Origin of the sequence: Burkholderia sp. Bp9015, from assembly GCF_003853505.1 — a bacterium.
Lineage (GTDB): Bacteria > Pseudomonadota > Gammaproteobacteria > Burkholderiales > Burkholderiaceae > Burkholderia.
Genome location: NZ_QTPZ01000018.1, coordinates 124,885 through 139,796 on the forward strand (window position 1 = coordinate 124,885; position 14,912 = coordinate 139,796).

At 60.7% G+C, this 14,912-nt stretch carries 13 protein-coding genes; 9 read left to right on the top strand and 4 right to left on the bottom strand.

Features of this window, described 5'->3' with window-relative positions; all coding sequences use genetic code 11:
* Positions 1-29 precede the first annotated feature (29 nt).
* From DIE12_RS20420 to DIE12_RS20445, 6 genes are all read left to right on the top strand, one after another.
* Positions 30-773: an SDR family oxidoreductase gene (locus DIE12_RS20420; RefSeq protein WP_124523558.1), complete on the top strand. Its 744-nt coding sequence runs from the start codon at positions 30-32 to the stop codon at positions 771-773.
* A gap of 76 nt (positions 774-849) precedes the next feature.
* Positions 850-1,692 (top strand): SMP-30/gluconolactonase/LRE family protein, encoded by an 843-nt coding sequence (locus tag DIE12_RS20425; RefSeq protein WP_124523556.1) that lies wholly within the window; start codon positions 850-852, stop codon positions 1,690-1,692.
* Positions 1,693-2,147: 455 nt separating this feature from the next.
* The gene (locus DIE12_RS20430) at positions 2,148-4,397 is read left to right on the top strand and encodes an acetate--CoA ligase family protein (protein WP_260429034.1); all 2,250 of its coding nucleotides are present in this window, start codon (positions 2,148-2,150) and stop codon (positions 4,395-4,397) included.
* Between the two features lie 47 nt (positions 4,398-4,444).
* Positions 4,445-5,488 (top strand): CDP-6-deoxy-delta-3,4-glucoseen reductase, encoded by a 1,044-nt coding sequence (locus DIE12_RS20435; protein WP_124523554.1) that lies wholly within the window; start codon positions 4,445-4,447, stop codon positions 5,486-5,488.
* 49 nt (positions 5,489-5,537) lie between these two features.
* Positions 5,538-6,263, top strand: a complete 726-nt coding sequence (locus DIE12_RS20440) for an enoyl-CoA hydratase/isomerase family protein (RefSeq protein WP_124523553.1) — start codon at positions 5,538-5,540, stop codon at positions 6,261-6,263.
* A gap of 69 nt (positions 6,264-6,332) precedes the next feature.
* Entirely contained in the window at positions 6,333-7,127 is a 795-nt protein-coding gene (locus tag DIE12_RS20445; protein ID WP_260429035.1) for an enoyl-CoA hydratase/isomerase family protein, read from the top strand.
* Between the two features lie 233 nt (positions 7,128-7,360).
* Here the strand turns inward: DIE12_RS20445 and DIE12_RS20450 are convergent, their stop codons facing one another.
* The 4 genes from DIE12_RS20450 to DIE12_RS20465 form a co-directional block, all read right to left on the bottom strand.
* A complete protein-coding gene (locus tag DIE12_RS20450) occupies positions 7,361-8,713 on the bottom strand; it encodes an NAD-binding protein (RefSeq protein WP_260429036.1) in 1,353 nt (450 codons plus the stop codon).
* 211 nt (positions 8,714-8,924) lie between these two features.
* Positions 8,925-9,935 (bottom strand): LysR family transcriptional regulator, encoded by a 1,011-nt coding sequence (locus DIE12_RS20455; protein WP_185641028.1) that lies wholly within the window; start codon positions 9,933-9,935, stop codon positions 8,925-8,927.
* Positions 9,936-10,069: 134 nt separating this feature from the next.
* Entirely contained in the window at positions 10,070-10,930 is an 861-nt protein-coding gene (locus DIE12_RS20460) for a fumarylacetoacetate hydrolase family protein (RefSeq protein WP_059541820.1), read from the bottom strand.
* A 43-nt stretch (positions 10,931-10,973) separates the two neighbouring features.
* On the bottom strand, positions 10,974-11,813 hold the full coding sequence (locus DIE12_RS20465; RefSeq protein WP_124523549.1) for a hypothetical protein: 840 nt from the start codon (positions 11,811-11,813) through the stop codon (positions 10,974-10,976).
* A 242-nt stretch (positions 11,814-12,055) separates the two neighbouring features.
* Between DIE12_RS20465 and DIE12_RS20470 the strand changes: the two genes are divergently transcribed.
* From DIE12_RS20470 to DIE12_RS20480, 3 genes are all read left to right on the top strand, one after another.
* Positions 12,056-12,850 (top strand): HpcH/HpaI aldolase/citrate lyase family protein, encoded by a 795-nt coding sequence (locus tag DIE12_RS20470; protein WP_124523547.1) that lies wholly within the window; start codon positions 12,056-12,058, stop codon positions 12,848-12,850.
* 98 nt (positions 12,851-12,948) lie between these two features.
* Positions 12,949-13,239: a DUF1330 domain-containing protein gene (locus tag DIE12_RS20475; RefSeq protein WP_039321237.1), complete on the top strand. Its 291-nt coding sequence runs from the start codon at positions 12,949-12,951 to the stop codon at positions 13,237-13,239.
* Positions 13,240-13,290: 51 nt separating this feature from the next.
* The gene (locus DIE12_RS20480; protein ID WP_124523545.1) at positions 13,291-14,712 is read left to right on the top strand and encodes an aldehyde dehydrogenase family protein; all 1,422 of its coding nucleotides are present in this window, start codon (positions 13,291-13,293) and stop codon (positions 14,710-14,712) included.
* Positions 14,713-14,912 lie beyond the last annotated feature (200 nt).

Below are 14,912 nucleotides of genomic sequence, written 5' to 3' on the forward strand. Positions count from 1 at the left end.
CATGCAGTGAAAACTGGAGGAAGATTTAAATGGCTCAGTTGTCCGGGAAAAAGGTGCTTGTAACGGGCGCATTGGGGACGATCGGTCGTGCGCTGGTCGCGCGTTTCGCCGAGGAGGGTGCAACCGTGATCGCGCTGGACCGTCCGGGTGTCGAAGGCGCGCAGGAGACGCTTGGCAAGTTCGGCAGCGATGTGCGTTATTTCGGCTGTGACCTCAATCAACTGTCGGCGACCGAAGCGGCCGTTTCGGCGCTGGCCGAGGAGGTCGGCGGGATCGACGTGCTGGTGAACAATGCAGCGCTCGTGATCATGAAGCCGTTCGAACAATTCTCGATCGAGGAGTACGAAGACCAGGTTCGAATCAATTCGTCGGCTGCCTTCGTTCTGGCTAGAGCGTGCAGCGGCGCGATGAAAGCCCGCCGTTACGGCAAGATTGTGAATGTCACGTCGCTGACGCTCACGGGCCAGTGGGACGGATACGTGCCGTACATCGCGTCCAAGGGGGCGCTCTTCGGTCTGATAAAGGGGCTGGCGCGGGAACTCGGTGCGCATGGCGTCAACGTGAACGGCATTTCGCCGGGTGCCGTCGTCTCCGAAGCCGAATTCCGCGATCGCGCGGATAGCCGCGAGCAGTACAACAACTGGATTCTCGAGCGTCAGAGCCTCAAGCGCCGGATCGAGGCGGTCGATGTGGCGAATCTCGCGCTGTTCCTTGCATCGCCGCAGTCCGACCTGATCACGGGGCAGAATATCCAGATCGACGGCGGCTGGTAACGCGCCGGCTGGCAATGACGAGGGCGGACAGGCGCTCTCGCCATTACGCACCAGGCTGGAGCACAAGGAGGAGCACATGAAAACTTTCCAACCCTCGCTTCTTGCAGAAGATTTCGTCTTCCTGGAAGCGCCGCGTTGGCACGATGATCGACTCTGGATTTCGGATGTCTTCGACCATGCGGTCTACGCACTTGGTCTCGACGGCATGCGCGAAAAAATCTGCGACGTGCCGCATCGACCGTCGGGGCTCGGGTTTCTGCCGGGCGGGACACCGATCGTCGTGTCGTCGAAGGATCGTCGGTTGATGAAGATCGTTGGACATTCGATCGTCGAGTATGCGGACCTTTCCGGGGTCGCTGCGGGCGATGTCAACGATTTTGTGATCGACCGGCACGGGCGCATCTATGTCGGCAACTTCGGATACGACTACGATGCTGGCGAGCCGAAAGCGCTGACGGCACTGCATCGCGTCGATCGCGACGGGGCGATCAGCGTGGCCGCGACGGAGCTGGAATTTCCGAACGGCGCGGTCATCACCAACGACGGCAAAACCCTGATCGTCGCGGAAACCTGGCTTCGTCGACTGACAGCCTTCGACATCGACGAAAGCGGACACCTCGTCAATCGCCGCGTTTATGCGGATCTCGGCGAGCGCGAGCCCGACGGAATCTGCGCCGATGCGGCGGGCGCAGTCTGGGCCGCCTGCTTCAATACGGGCGAGGTCCTTCGCGTGCTCGACGGCGGGACAATCACGGATGCGATCAGCTTCGACGGTCGCGCCGTATCGTGCACGCTTGGCGGTGCCGACGGACGACAGCTGTTTTGTACCGTCTATCAAGGTACGCTTGACGAACTGTCCGCGCGCAAGCGAAAGGCCGCTGTATTGACCGTTCGGGTCGACGTGCCGGCGTTGCAGTAAGGCATCGTCTCGCGGCGGTATCGTCGCGGGACACCGCCGCACTATTCAATCGATCCGATTGCGGGCTCGACACGCCGCGCGACTTCATGCCGCCGGCATGTGTCATGCCCCAGCCTTCAATGTGCTGCTGCACGAGTCAATGCCACATCTTGCGACGGCAACAGCGTCGGTCGCTCCGAAAATGCCTGGACTGCTTCAGTCGCGCTCCTGCAAATCAGAAGGTCGTGTCTCATTCCGGCGATTGGCCGATCCGGCGCATTGAACGGTGCGCTTTGCCAGCCGCGCAAGAGTTTCTTGCCGAATTCCTTACCCCTTTCCACCCGCTGCCGGCGGATATTCGCGATTGTCGAGCATGTCTCGTCGGTCGTTTTTTGGTTCCGAACAATGAAACCCGTTTCATTTTAATTGACGCGTGCGAAGGGGCGGTCTACAGTGTTTCTTGTCGGCGAGGTCGCATGGACCCTGCCCACGAGTGCTGCGATCAGAGCGCGCGGCGTTGTGAGGACCCCGAGCAGGCGCGTTTCCGATCCCCCCAATTTCTCATCGATGGTGTGGTAGCCAGTAACGATATGAACGACAACGACTTCAGACATTTGTTCGAGCCGCGCTCAATCGCGGTGGTAGGTGTGTCCGACGACGCTGGACGGCCGGGTTCCCAGGCTGTTCGTGCGTTGCTGAAGAACGGTTATGCGGGAAAGATCTTTCCGGTCAACCCGAAATACGAACAGTTCGAAGGACTGAAATGCTACGGATCGGTAGCCGAGATCGACGAGCCTGTCGATCTCGTCGTCGTCGGCGTTCCCGCTGCCGGCGTATTGCCGGTGCTGGAAGGGTGTGCGGAAAAGCGCGTGCCGTTCGCGGTCGTATTGAGCGGCGGGTTTCGTGAAAGCGGGCCGGAAGGCATTGAACGCGAACAGCGCATGCTTGCGCTGGCACGCAAAGCCGGCATGCGTATCATCGGGCCCAATTGTCTCGGCTTCGCCAACATCCATTCGAACGTCTACGCGGCGTTCGGCAGTATTACGCGCGAGCCGAAACTGAAGGCAGGCGGAGTGTCGCTTGTGACGCAGAGTGGCGGCTTCGGCTACAGCCTCGCGCTTGCGTGCTCTGCCGCGGATATCGGATTCCGTCACGTTGTGGCGACAGGCAACGAGACTGATATCGACACTGTGCAGCTCATCGATGCATTGCTGGACGACCCGCAAACCCGAATCATCGTCGCGTATATCGAAGGCACCCGCGACGGTCGCGCCTTGCTCGACGTCGGCCGTCGGGCAATGGCAGCCGGTAAGCCAATCCTGTTATGGAAGGGCGGCGTCACCGAACAGGGCGCCCGCGCTGCCGCGTCGCACACGGCCAGCATGACCGGTACTTACGACTTTTACCGGGCGCTGTTCAAGCAAACGGGTATCGTGGAAATCAACGAAATCCACGAGGCCGTCGATTATCTGAAAGCGCTGGCCGGCGCAAAGTATCCGTCGGGCCATGGCGTTGCGGTGATGGGCGTGTCGGGCGGCTCCGCCATTGTCTTCGCGGATGCAGGCGAGCCGCAGGGGCTGACACTGTGTGAACTTGGTGAAGAGACGCAGCGCAAGCTCCAGGCCGTCGTGCCGAATATCGGCGCAGTTCACAATCCGATCGATCTCACCGCCGGCTACTTCTCCGCGAACAACGCAGACAAGCTCGAAACCGCGGTGCGGGCGGTGCTTGACGATACGAACGTACATGCGGTGTGCGTCAATCTCGCAACGACAGGCAAGGCCGGCAGTGCCGCGGCAGCCGACGTGCTGGCACGCGTAGCGGCAGATGCGACAAAACCGATCGTCGTGTTCTCTTCCGCACCGGCAAGCGAGGTCGCTGACGCGCTGCGCCGATTCGATGACGCACGTATTCCGGTGTTGCCGTCCCCATCGCGCGCGGCGCGCGCGATCGCCATGCTGGCACGCTATCAGGAAGCCCGACTTCGCGTGAGCCGGACCCGGGATGTCGACGGCAAGACCGCTGCATCGAGCAATGGGCATCAGATCGCGCTGGGCGCTGCGATGTCCGAGACGGAGTCGAAAGCGATTCTGGCGTCGGCCGGCATTCCGGTGACACGAGACGTCGTCGTCACCCGCGCGGACGGCGCGGTATTCGACTCGTTGAATGCGCCTCTGGTGGTGAAGGTCGTGTCGGCCGATATCCCCCACAAGACTGAGGCCGGTGGCGTGAAGGTCGGTATCGGCACACGGGCAGAACTGGAGGCGGCAATCGACGAAGTCCTCGTGAATGCGCGCAACTACATGCCGTCGGCACGCATTGATGGCGTGCTGGTATCGGAGATGGTGCGCGGCGGCATCGAACTCATTGCCGGCGCGGTGAACGACATCGTATTCGGCCCGGTGGTCGTCGTGGGCGCGGGCGGCATTTATGCCGAATTGCTGGGCGACTCGACCTGCAGACTGGCGCCGTTCGACGAAGCAACGGCACGGGAAATGCTCGATGAGCTGAAGTTCCGCCGCATCCTCGATGGCGCTCGTGGCGGCGCAGCCATGGATGTGGGCGCAATCGCTTCGGCGCTTGCCGCTCTGTCCCGCTTCGCGTGGGAAAACCGCGATCGCGTGCGGGAAATCGACATCAATCCGCTGTTCGCGTTGCCGGGCGGCGTGATTGCCGCAGATGCGCTCATTGTCCCGCACGATGCCAATGAAGGGTCGTTGGCGTGACTGGGGCGCAACAAACACTCCCCGTCCGAGATTCAGGTGAGCTTCCCATGAGTGATGATCTGGTAGCGCCGGAAAGTTATCCGGTGACATTCGAGCCGCTCGATCGCACCCTGGACGTGCGGCGCAGTGAAACGATTCTGGGCGCAGCGCTTGGCAGCGGGTATCCGCTGGCGCATAGCTGCCGAAACGGAGTTTGCGGTGCGTGCAAGGCTAAGGTCGTGGCAGGCAAAGTCGACCACGGCGCAGGTGGCCTCAAGGGATTGACGGACGCGGAGCGCAGCGAAGGCTATGCGCTGCTGTGTCAAGCGAAGCCGCTTTCTGCGGTGACCGTGGCCTGCAAGGTCGTTCACGCGGCCGAAGGCATACCGGTGCGGCGCCTGGCCAGCCGCGTCGATCAGCTCGAGCGGCTGGCAGACGACGTGATGCGCATCCGGCTCAGGACGGCCGCAAAAGACAGGCTCGTATTTCTGCCCGGCCAGTACATCGATGTCTTGATGAACGGCGGTATCCGGCGCAGCCTGTCCATGGCCAATTCCCCGGACGATGACGCGTTTGTCGAACTGCACCTGCGCAACTATGGCGGTCCGTTCAGCACGCATGTGTTCAACGCGATGAAAGTAAACGACCTGCTTCGGCTTGAAGGTCCGTTGGGGACGTTCTTCGTTCGGGAAGACAGCGAAAAGCCGATCATATTCGTCGCCAGCGGCACAGGCTTCGCGCCGATCAAGTCGATGATCGAACACGAGGTGCGCAAGGGGAGCCGCCGACCAATGACGCTCTACTGGGGTGGACGGAGACCCGCTGATCTCTATCTGGATGAACTCGCGCGAACCTGGACGGAGGAGCACGGCGTGACTTATGTCCCGGTCGTCTCGGACGCTCGCCCCGAAGACACGTGGCGTGGCCGGACAGGCTTCGTGCACCGGGCCGTGATGGACGACTACCCGGATCTGTCGGGGCATCAGGTTTATGCATGCGGGGCACCGGTGGTCGTGCAGGCGGCGTTACGTGATTTCACGGCGGAATGCGGGCTTCCGGAAGATGAGTTTCATGCAGACATGTTTGTTTCAAGCACGCCGCCTTCTGCGTGATGAATGGCGTCGCGACTTGAACGGAAATCAGCAATCGGGATAGTACGAAATGGAAACAGCGGCAAGTAACGTAGTTGTCGACAAACGGGATGCCTTTCTATGGATCACCGTGGATCGGGCCGACAAGGCGAATGCGATGACCGTGGGCATGGTCCAGGACATTACCGCGGCGATTGCACGAGGCGTAGGGGATCCGGAGATTCGGGCGGTGATGCTGACCGGAGCGGGAGAACGGGTCTTCACGGCAGGTGTGGATGTGCGCGAGAAGCCCGAGGACGGTGACGCAGTGCGCCAGAGGGAGCGGCGCTCGCACGCGCTGGCGGCATTGCAGGACATCGTGATGGACGCGCCGAAGCCGGTCGTCGTGGTGCTCAACGGCGCAGCGATAGGCGGAGGGGCGATGCTTGCATTGCTTGCGGATGCTTGCGTTGCCGTCGACTCGGCGGACCTCGCTCTGCCCGAGATCGATCTCGGCATTGCGACGTTCTCGGGCGCGAATATCCTCGCGGTGATCGGTGGGCGAGCGCTGGCACTCGACCTGATTCAGACCGGCCGTCGGATGTCTGCCGCGGAAGGGCAGCGTCGCGGGCTTGTCAGGTCGGTCGTGAGGCGCGAGGAGCTCTCCGCTGCCGCGAGCGCGGTGGCGACGAGCCTCGGAGCAAAAGACCCGACCGTATTCGCCGACAACAAGCGCTGGATCAATCGCGCGTTGAAAGACGCACTTGCCGAGGCGCGCGACGAACACGCACGTCATCGCCAGCTGGCGGCGAAGTGATTGCCCGCCGAACATCTACCCGTACCTTCCGCGAGCGCGGACGGCCGAGCCCAACAGAAGGAGTTGAAATTGTCCGATCTTGAGATCAGCATAGTCGGCCGAGTGATGGTCGCTCGCCTGAATCGCCCGGAAAAGAAGAATGCGCTAAGCGAAGAAATGCTTGCGATGCTCGGTAGTGCATTGAAGTCTGCGAACGACGATGATTCGATCGGTTGCTTCGTGATTACCGGCGCAGGCGATGCGTTTTGTTCGGGGGGCGACCTGGGCCGGCGTTCTGCCGAAGACGCAGCGCGCGACCCTACACCGCTCGAGCGCAAGCTCCGCCTGCAAAAAGTCACCCACCAGGTTGCGCTCGCTGTCGATGCGTTCGAGAAACCCTTGATTGCGGTCGTGAACGGAGCGGCGGTCGGCGCGGGGATGGATCTCTCGCTGATGTGCGATTTGCGATTCGCCGGTGCTTCCGCACGTTTTTCGGAGGCGTACATCCGAGTCGGCCTGCTGCCGGGTAACGGCGGATGCTATTTCCTGCCACGTCTGGTCGGTCCGGCCAAGGCGCTGGAGCTGTTGTGGACCGGTGCATTCGTATCGTCGGAGGAAGCGCTGAATATCGGTCTCGTCAATCGCGTGTTCAGCGACGAGTCGTTGATGGACGAAGCACTGACGTTCGCTACTCAGTTGGCCGATGGTCCGCCGATCCAGCTACGCGAAATCAAGAAACTGATGTACCAGTCGATGCGGACGGATCTGCGGACAAGTCTGGATGCCGTCGCGGCGCAGATGGCCGTTGTGCAATCGACGGCCGACTACAAGGAGGCGATTCAGGCTTACAAGGACAAGCGCAAGCCCCAATTCCAAGGCAAGTGACGTTCGAATCGACAACCAACGGTGCGCTTCGCCACCGTGGGGGCGATCGCACGTCAGTCATGGAGCTTCGAGCGCATATGCCGCCGGCCGAGCAGCGCGCCCCCGGGCCACGGGGCGTAGGGCCGGACGTTGCTGCTCCGACGTAATTGCGAGACCGGCGTACGCGAATGCCCGCGCGGCACGGGAGGCGCCGTCTAGCGGCGCCTCCTATGAATCAGCGGCGGATTCGCTTATCAGTCGCGAACGCCTGACATTGCCCGGTAGAACTCAGTCGGATCGGAGGATACCCGCGCGGCGTCAACCTGATTGAGTGCCTGCTCCCAGACACTACGTACCGAGTTCGCAATCAACAACGGCGTGCCGACCCGAATGGCGAGAGAGCACGCCTGATTCAAATCGCGTACCGTGTGTGCGATATCGAGTCCGTCGGGCACGTTGCCGTTGCCGTTGGCGAGCGCGGGAAGGAGCGAGCGGGAGTGCTCGCTCCAGCCCGAACTCTTGTTCACCACGTTGGAGATCGCCTGCATCGACAGGCCGTATCGGATCCCTGCCATCGCGCATTCGTAGGTGGTGTGGAGGCATAACGCCGCAATGGTGCGCTCGAGCAGTTCCTCGACTCGATACTGATCGGCTTCGGTCAGATGCGGTGCTTGCGACGCTTTCTCAACAGCGGCATCCGTCCGGGAGGGCTCGACGGGGGCTGCAAGCTTGGTACCCGCGAGCGTCTCGATCACGCTGACCATGTCTTCCAGTCGCGCCGAGCTATCGAGCGTGTTCACGCCGATTTGCAGGAGGCCGCGCACCAGGTTGGTCACGTGCATCGGTACGCCCAGTGTCATGCCGAGCGATACTGCCTGGCTGACGTCCTTCAGCATCAACGCCAGCGCGAAGTTTGTCGAGGTCTTGCCTTCGACGAGCGCGGGCAGCATCTTGTCCGTAGTTTGATTCCGGGCTTGGCCACGATTCAGAAAGGGCGCCATGTCGGCCAGCGAAACGCCGGCTTTCCTGCCGAGCACGGCAACTTCGAGTGTGCCGAGCCGGCACGCCGCGTTCATCGCGTTGTTCACGATCTTCATCGCCTGACCATCGCCCACGCGCGTTCCGCAACGATAGATCGTTTCAGTGATGATGCGAAGCGCCGGCAACGCGCGCTCGAATGCTTCATCGGAGCCCGCAACCATGAGCGTGGCGCCGCCCGATGCGACGATGTGCGGGCTTGCCGAGACGGCCGCGTCGATCAGGGTCACATCGCACTTGAGAAGCTCCTTGGCGATCTGTCTCGTCTCTTCCGGCGCGCCACTCGTCTGGTCGATGATCATCGTTCCCGGAGACAGCCCTGCCGAAAGACCGTTCTCGCCGAACACCATGTCCCTGACGTTGGAACTCCGTGGCAAGCACACGAAAATCGTTTCGCATTGCTGAGCAAGCTCGGCAGCAGATGAGGCGACGTGAACGTTTTGTTCGTGCGCAAACGTCGTACGTGCGTGCTCGCTGATGTCCCACACCCAGAGTTCCGCCGAGCCAATGAAGCGGCGAGCGAGCTGACCGCCGAGCGCTCCGAGGCCAACGTATCCAATTTTCATCATGTTTTACCTCCAGTCTTTTCGAGCCAATCCGAAATGCGCGACGATGCACCTTTAGCGGGAGATCCGGCATTCGTGGTGGAAAGCTTTTCGTTGGGGTGGCTGCATTTCAATGTGTGCGGCCGCGGACCAGACATGCGACTGTTGCTTTTAGTGCATCAGTCGTCCGCCGATCGTGCTGATGCAGGGCTTATCGAAAGACCCGCCTTCCGGACTACAGGGCATCCTGGTTCTCACATAGCTCTTTTCCTGCTTTCTCGAGATGTGCGATGAAGTTTCGGTGCACATCGTTGATCGGGGCGCTTTCTCGAAAGATCACGGCAATGTTCCGCTTGAGCGCGGGAATCGTGATCGGGAGTGCCTTGATGTAGCCGGCCCGGACGTCGGGCATCGCGGAGTGAGCCGGCAGCAGCGCCAGATGATTGCTTTCCGCGATCAAGGTCTTCGTAAACTCGATCGAACCGCTTTCGATCAATTGCTTTGGCGGCGGTACACCTTCGGCGGCGACCAGTTGTTCGAGCGCTGCGCGTTGCTGCCAGCCGACCATCGGGCATACCCACGGAAACTGCGCGAGATCTGCCCACGACAATGCCTGGAGCCCGAAGAGGTAATGATCCGGGCGTGCGAACACGCAGAGCCTGTCGCGGAACAGCACCCGCTGCTTGAGGCCTTCCGGAAAAATGTCGAAGAACTCCGTCTGGCCGATCACGAAATCGAATTCCCGGCGAAGCAACCCGAGCAGGAGCTCGACCTGTACCTTCTCGACTACGCGCAAAAATACGTTCGGAACCTGTTCTCGCCAACGGGCGACAGCCAGCGGCAGGATCCGGCTTGCCAGGCTGGGGAGCGTGCCAAGCGTGATCACGTTGGTTGCGCCGGTGTCGGCTTGCAAACGCGTCTCCGCGAGGTCGATCTCGTCGCGAATATGCTTGGCGTGCGAGTAGAGCAGTTCGCCAAGCGCGGTCGGAACGATCCCGGTCGGTGTTCGCTCCAGCAACCTCATGCCCAGGTCGCTCTCGAGGCGATCCATCGATTTCGTCAATGCCGGCTGCGAAATGGACAGCTTCTTTGCCGCCTTCGAGAGACTTCCCTGTTCGATCGCGGTGACCATGTACAGCAGCTTTCGCGGATCCATGGCAAGGCCAGGGATCGTACCGCCTTCTCCGTGAACCGGAGTATTGCGGGACTGAATTTTGGCGGGTTCCGGAGTCACGGCTGTTGTCATGGCATCACTCTGACCGGTATGCGTACACAGGAGGGTCGAGCGGAACGCATTCCTGCGCCCCGCGTCGCTCGGATCCGGGCTTGACCGTCGTCCCGGATCCGGACGAACCAGACCCATTTGTACGCTACGGTACATTACCGGAAGCGGTTTGTCAGAGTACCGATACCCTCGATGGTGATCCTGACCTCGTCGCCAGACTTCAAGAAGCGAGGCGGGGTGAATCCGATACCGACGCCGGCCGGCGTTCCCGTTGCGATGACATCGCCCGGTCGCAGTTCCAGGCCTGCGGACAGCGTCGCGATTAGGGTCGGGATGCCGAAAATCAGGTCGCGGGTATTCGCGTTCTGGCGGAGTTCGCCGTTGACCCAGCACTGCACATTCAGGTTGTCGGATTGCAGCTCGTCAGCGGTGGTGATCCACGGACCCATCGGGCAGAAGGTATCGAGGGACTTGCCGAGGAACCACTGCTTGTGTTGCCGCTGACGATCGCGAGCGGTCACGTCGTTGATGATCGTATAGCCCCACACGTGTTCGAGTGCGTTTTCCGCGCGGATATCGCGTCCGCCTTTGCCGATGACGACCGCGAGTTCGGCCTCGTAATCGACCGACGTCGTGACGTGCGAATGGAGCAGCACATCGTCGCCATCAGCGACGATCGTCGACGGCGGCTTGCTGAAGACGGCCGGATACTCGTCGATTTCAGCACCTTTAACGGCGCCTGCTTCGTAGCCGCTACCCGCGAACTCCTTTGCGTGTTCGCGATAGTTCTTGCCGACACAGAAAACGTTTCGGCGGGGCACGATCGGCGCGAGTACCTTTACACGATCGAGCGGGATGGGCTCCGCATCGCCGTCGATATCGCCGGAGGCTACTTGGCGTTCGATGAGGTCTGCCATATCGCGCAGGGAGGGATCCAGCAGCCGGACACGGGATTTCTCCACATCGACCACGCCAAGCCGTTCGGTGGATTCAAACAAAATACGGGCGAGCTTCATTCGATATTCCTTAGATGATTCGATTGGGTCTGAATCTGTTCGGTCAGAACTTCGGGAGAACGATCCGGAGAAGTTCCGTCGGTTCCGTGGCAGAGATCTTGATCGGGCCCTCGTTGGCTCCGAACTCGAAGGCAGACTCCGGGCCGAATTCCCGACCGTTCAGGGACACGCGACCTTTGCTCAGGTAGAGCAGTTCCGTTGCGTCCTGCATGCCAGCCGAGAATTCGGCATTCGGCTCGATACGCACAAAACCGATTCGCGTATTTCTTTCGGTAAAAGAGCCGAGCCATTTCACCGAAACGCCGGGCTCGGAGTCCGTGACCCACGCATAGTTTTCGGGATTCATCATGATCAAGTCATGATAACGAGGCGGGGCGTAAACAAGCTTGTTGCCGGTAATTTGCTCGTAGCAGGCTTCAAACCCGTCCTTATTATGTTTCTTGTTACTCTCGTCGTAATAGGTAAACACGCCGTCCTTGAATTCACCCTTCTGTTTCAGGACTTCGTTTGCCGCCTCGCGGCGCTCCACGCTGATATAACCGTTGCCGCTGGCGCCGCCGAACTGACAGACCACCATTTCGAGACCTTCCGGGCGATCCTGCGGGCCGTAGTAGACGCTCTCCGGGAAATAGCCGACCCAACCTTCCGGCAGCGTCTTGTCCTTTGCATACGGGAACGTACCCTTGATCACGTACCGGATCTGGTCGAAGTTGTGGCGGTGGCGCGGCGCCTGCCAGCCACCGGAGCCGGTCCGGCCCAGGTTGAGAACGTAGTTGTTCGGGGTGTCGTCGTCCCCCGTCAACAAGATCTTCTGCTCCAGCACGCCTTCGCGCATGCTGCCTACTACTCCCGATTCAGCCTTCGCCGCTTCAGCTACTTTCACGTGTCGCTCCTTTAAATCTGCACGAGATAAAACCGCATTCCTGCTGCGTAAGTTCAGTTTAGAGGGGTATCTACGCATTGATCCAGATTAGGGGAGGGCCGGATATATCCTGAGGTTATAGGTCCGCGGCACCTTCCTTGACATGGTTTTGGCTGCGGTAGATCATCAAATCGCGATTTTGGTGCTTGTATGTTTTTCCGGCATATGAGTGACAAATACTTCTTAGATAAATGGAGATTTTGATGGAGGAGAGCGAAGGGGGAGTCGTCCTCAATCGTGTAAAGAATAAGCTCGCAAAAGACGAGGTTGTTCTGTCCATGACGGCCAGGCTGGTGCGAACGGCTGAGATAGCCGTCATTGCGAAAACCGCCGGATTTGACTCGATTTATATTGACCTCGAGCACAGCAGCTTCTCCGTCGAAACGACGTCTCAAATTTGCATGGCAGCGCTGGGGCAGGGGATCACGCCGTTCGTTCGGGTTCCAGCGGGCGCGCCGGACGATATCACCCGCGTGCTCGATGGCGGTGCGCTCGGCGTGATCGCGCCGCACGTACAGTCGGCGGACGAAGCGGCGGCGGTGGTCCAGGCCGCCAAGTACCCTCCCACCGGAACGCGCTCGTTCACTGGCGGGCTACCGCACGTAGGCTTTAGAAGCATGCCGACAGATCAGCTCTTTGCGGCGATGAACGACGCGACGATGGTGGTGGTCATGATCGAGACGGGGCAGGCACTCGATCAGGTAGACGCGATTGCCGCAGTCGAGGGCGTGGACATGCTGTTCGTCGGTACGAACGACTTGTGTGCGTCTTTGGGAATAACCGGGCAATTGCAGCACGAACTGATCAAGGATGCCTATCGTCGATGCCTCGAGGCCTGCAGGAAGCATGGCAAACACCTCGGCGTAGGCGGTCTCGGTGGAGATCCCGAGTTCGTTCGTGAATTGGTGGCGCTCGGTGCCCGCTACATTTCCAGCGGGACCGATCTCTCGTTCCTATATGGCGCGGCAGCGGAAAAGGCGCGTCGCCTGCGTTTCTGAATCATTCCGAATTCATTACCTACTGATCATCGCGCAGGACGTGCGAGGTCGATTTTCAACCGTTCAGTGCGAAATGCACGGCGAAAACTGGAGGAAGCATGGCAAAGGCATATTGGATTGCAGCATATCGGGCGATCAAGAACAGCGATGCGCTCGCGGCATACGGCAAACTTGCCGGCCCGGCCATTCAGGGCGGTGGTGGCCGATTCATCGCACGCGGGGTCCCGGCGCAGGTGTACGAGCAGGGCGTCGCTGAGCGCACGGTCCTCATCGAGTTCGACAGCATCGCGCAGGCGATCGCGACGCACGACAGCCCCGAGTATCAAGCTGCATTGAAGGCGCTCGCGGACGGTGCCGAGCGCGATATCCGGATCATCGAGGCGTCGTGATTCAGGGGCGCCGGTGCATGACCGGCGCCGTCAAACAGCCAAGGAGTTGAAGTGCGATCGTACGACAAGATCTATATCGACGGGCAATGGGTCGAGCCGACAGTCAGCGAGACGTGGAGGCTGATCAATCCGGCGACGGAACAGCCCTTTGCGACTGTCGCATTGGGCGGGACCGAAGACGTGGAGCGCGCAGTTCGAGCGGCACGAGCCGCATTCCCGTCATTCAGCGCGACGACGAAAGGAGCGCGGCTCGCGTTGCTCGCCCGTATCATCGAGCGGTTTTCTGCACGGGAGGCTGAACTCGCTGCAGCGGTCACCGAGGAACTCGGTACACCTGTCAGCCAGAAAATCCACACGACGGCTGCGCTTGCGTCGTTCAAGCAGGCGGTTGCGACGCTGCGCGACTACGCGTTCGAAACCCGACTCGACGGCAACCTCGTGCGCCGCGAACCGATCGGCGTATGCGCGCTCATCACCGCGTGGAACTGGCCAATCCAGTTGATTGCAACGAAGCTCGCCTATGCGCTTGCGGCCGGTTGCACGACGATCCTGAAACCCAGCGAATTCACTCCGGTGTCGGCGATCCTGCTGACCGAGATCCTGGACGAGGCCGGGGTGCCGAAGGGCGTCTTCAACCTGGTCAACGGTAACGGGCCGGTGGTCGGTAATGCACTGAGCCGTCACATGGACGTCGATCTCGTGTCGTTCACCGGCTCGACGCGCGCTGGCATTTTGGTCGCGGAGGCGGCTGCGCCGTCCGTCAAGCGAGTGTGCCAGGAACTTGGCGGCAAGTCGGCAAACATCGTTCTGGACGATGCGGATCTTCGGGCAGCGGCCGAATGGAACATCACGCGTGCATTTACCAATTCGGGGCAGTCTTGTCACGCGCCGACTCGCATTCTGGTCCATGAGCGTCAGCGCGATACGTTCCTCGAAATGCTGCGGGTCGAGGCCGGCAAAGTGCGTGTCGGAAATCCGTTGGACGAATCGGTGACGATGGGGCCGGTGGTGAACCGAAGCCAGTACGAACGAATTCAAAACTATATCCGGATCGGACTCGAGGAAGGCGCCACGCTGGTGACGGGTGGTCCGGGGCTTCCCGCAGGGCTCGCGAGCGGGTACTTCATCAAACCGACCGTCTTCGCCGATGTGAAGCCGGAGATGCGGATCGCCCAAGAGGAAATTTTCGGTCCGGTTCTCGTCGTCATGACCTATTCCAGTGACGATGAGGCAATCGAGATCGCGAACGGAACGGAGTATGGCCTCGGCGGATATGTGTTCAGTGCCAGCAAGGAGCGAGGGCGTGCGATCGGCTCCCGAATCCGGGCGGGACGCGTGTTTTTCAACGGTGTCGCAAGCAATCCGGCTGCTCCGATGGGGGGGTACAAGCGTTCCGGAAATGGCCGCGAGATGGGGGTATTCGGTATCGAAGAGTATCTCGAAGTCAAGGCGATGCTCGGGTTCGACGCCTAACAGGCGCCGGGCTTGGGGCGCGCCAAACGGACCGCGCTTCTTGATGTTACTTGGGATTGCCCCTGCCGAGGGAAGTGACTCGGCGCTACGTGAAACCAGAATCGGCAGGGCAATCAATCGAATCGAGTGGTTCAGCGGCAAATCATAAAAATAAGTCGTACTAACGTGACGTCATAAAAGGAGAGTCATGGTGAGGAGAG

Bases quoted from the DNA above. Each gene is read 5' to 3' on its own strand.
- DIE12_RS20420 (WP_124523558.1), top strand. From the start codon at position 30: ATGGCTCAGTTGTCCGGGAAAAAGGTGCTTGTAACGGGCGCATTGGGG.
- DIE12_RS20425 (WP_124523556.1), top strand. From the start codon at position 850: ATGAAAACTTTCCAACCCTCGCTTCTTGCAGAAGATTTCGTCTTCCTG.
- DIE12_RS20430 (WP_260429034.1), top strand. From the start codon at position 2,148: ATGGACCCTGCCCACGAGTGCTGCGATCAGAGCGCGCGGCGTTGTGAG.
- DIE12_RS20435 (WP_124523554.1), top strand. From the start codon at position 4,445: ATGAGTGATGATCTGGTAGCGCCGGAAAGTTATCCGGTGACATTCGAG.
- DIE12_RS20440 (WP_124523553.1), top strand. From the start codon at position 5,538: ATGGAAACAGCGGCAAGTAACGTAGTTGTCGACAAACGGGATGCCTTT.
- DIE12_RS20450 (WP_260429036.1), bottom strand. From the start codon at position 8,713: ATGATGAAAATTGGATACGTTGGCCTCGGAGCGCTCGGCGGTCAGCTC.
- DIE12_RS20455 (WP_185641028.1), bottom strand. From the start codon at position 9,935: ATGACAACAGCCGTGACTCCGGAACCCGCCAAAATTCAGTCCCGCAAT.
- DIE12_RS20460 (WP_059541820.1), bottom strand. From the start codon at position 10,930: ATGAAGCTCGCCCGTATTTTGTTTGAATCCACCGAACGGCTTGGCGTG.
- DIE12_RS20470 (WP_124523547.1), top strand. From the start codon at position 12,056: ATGGAGGAGAGCGAAGGGGGAGTCGTCCTCAATCGTGTAAAGAATAAG.
- DIE12_RS20475 (WP_039321237.1), top strand. From the start codon at position 12,949: ATGGCAAAGGCATATTGGATTGCAGCATATCGGGCGATCAAGAACAGC.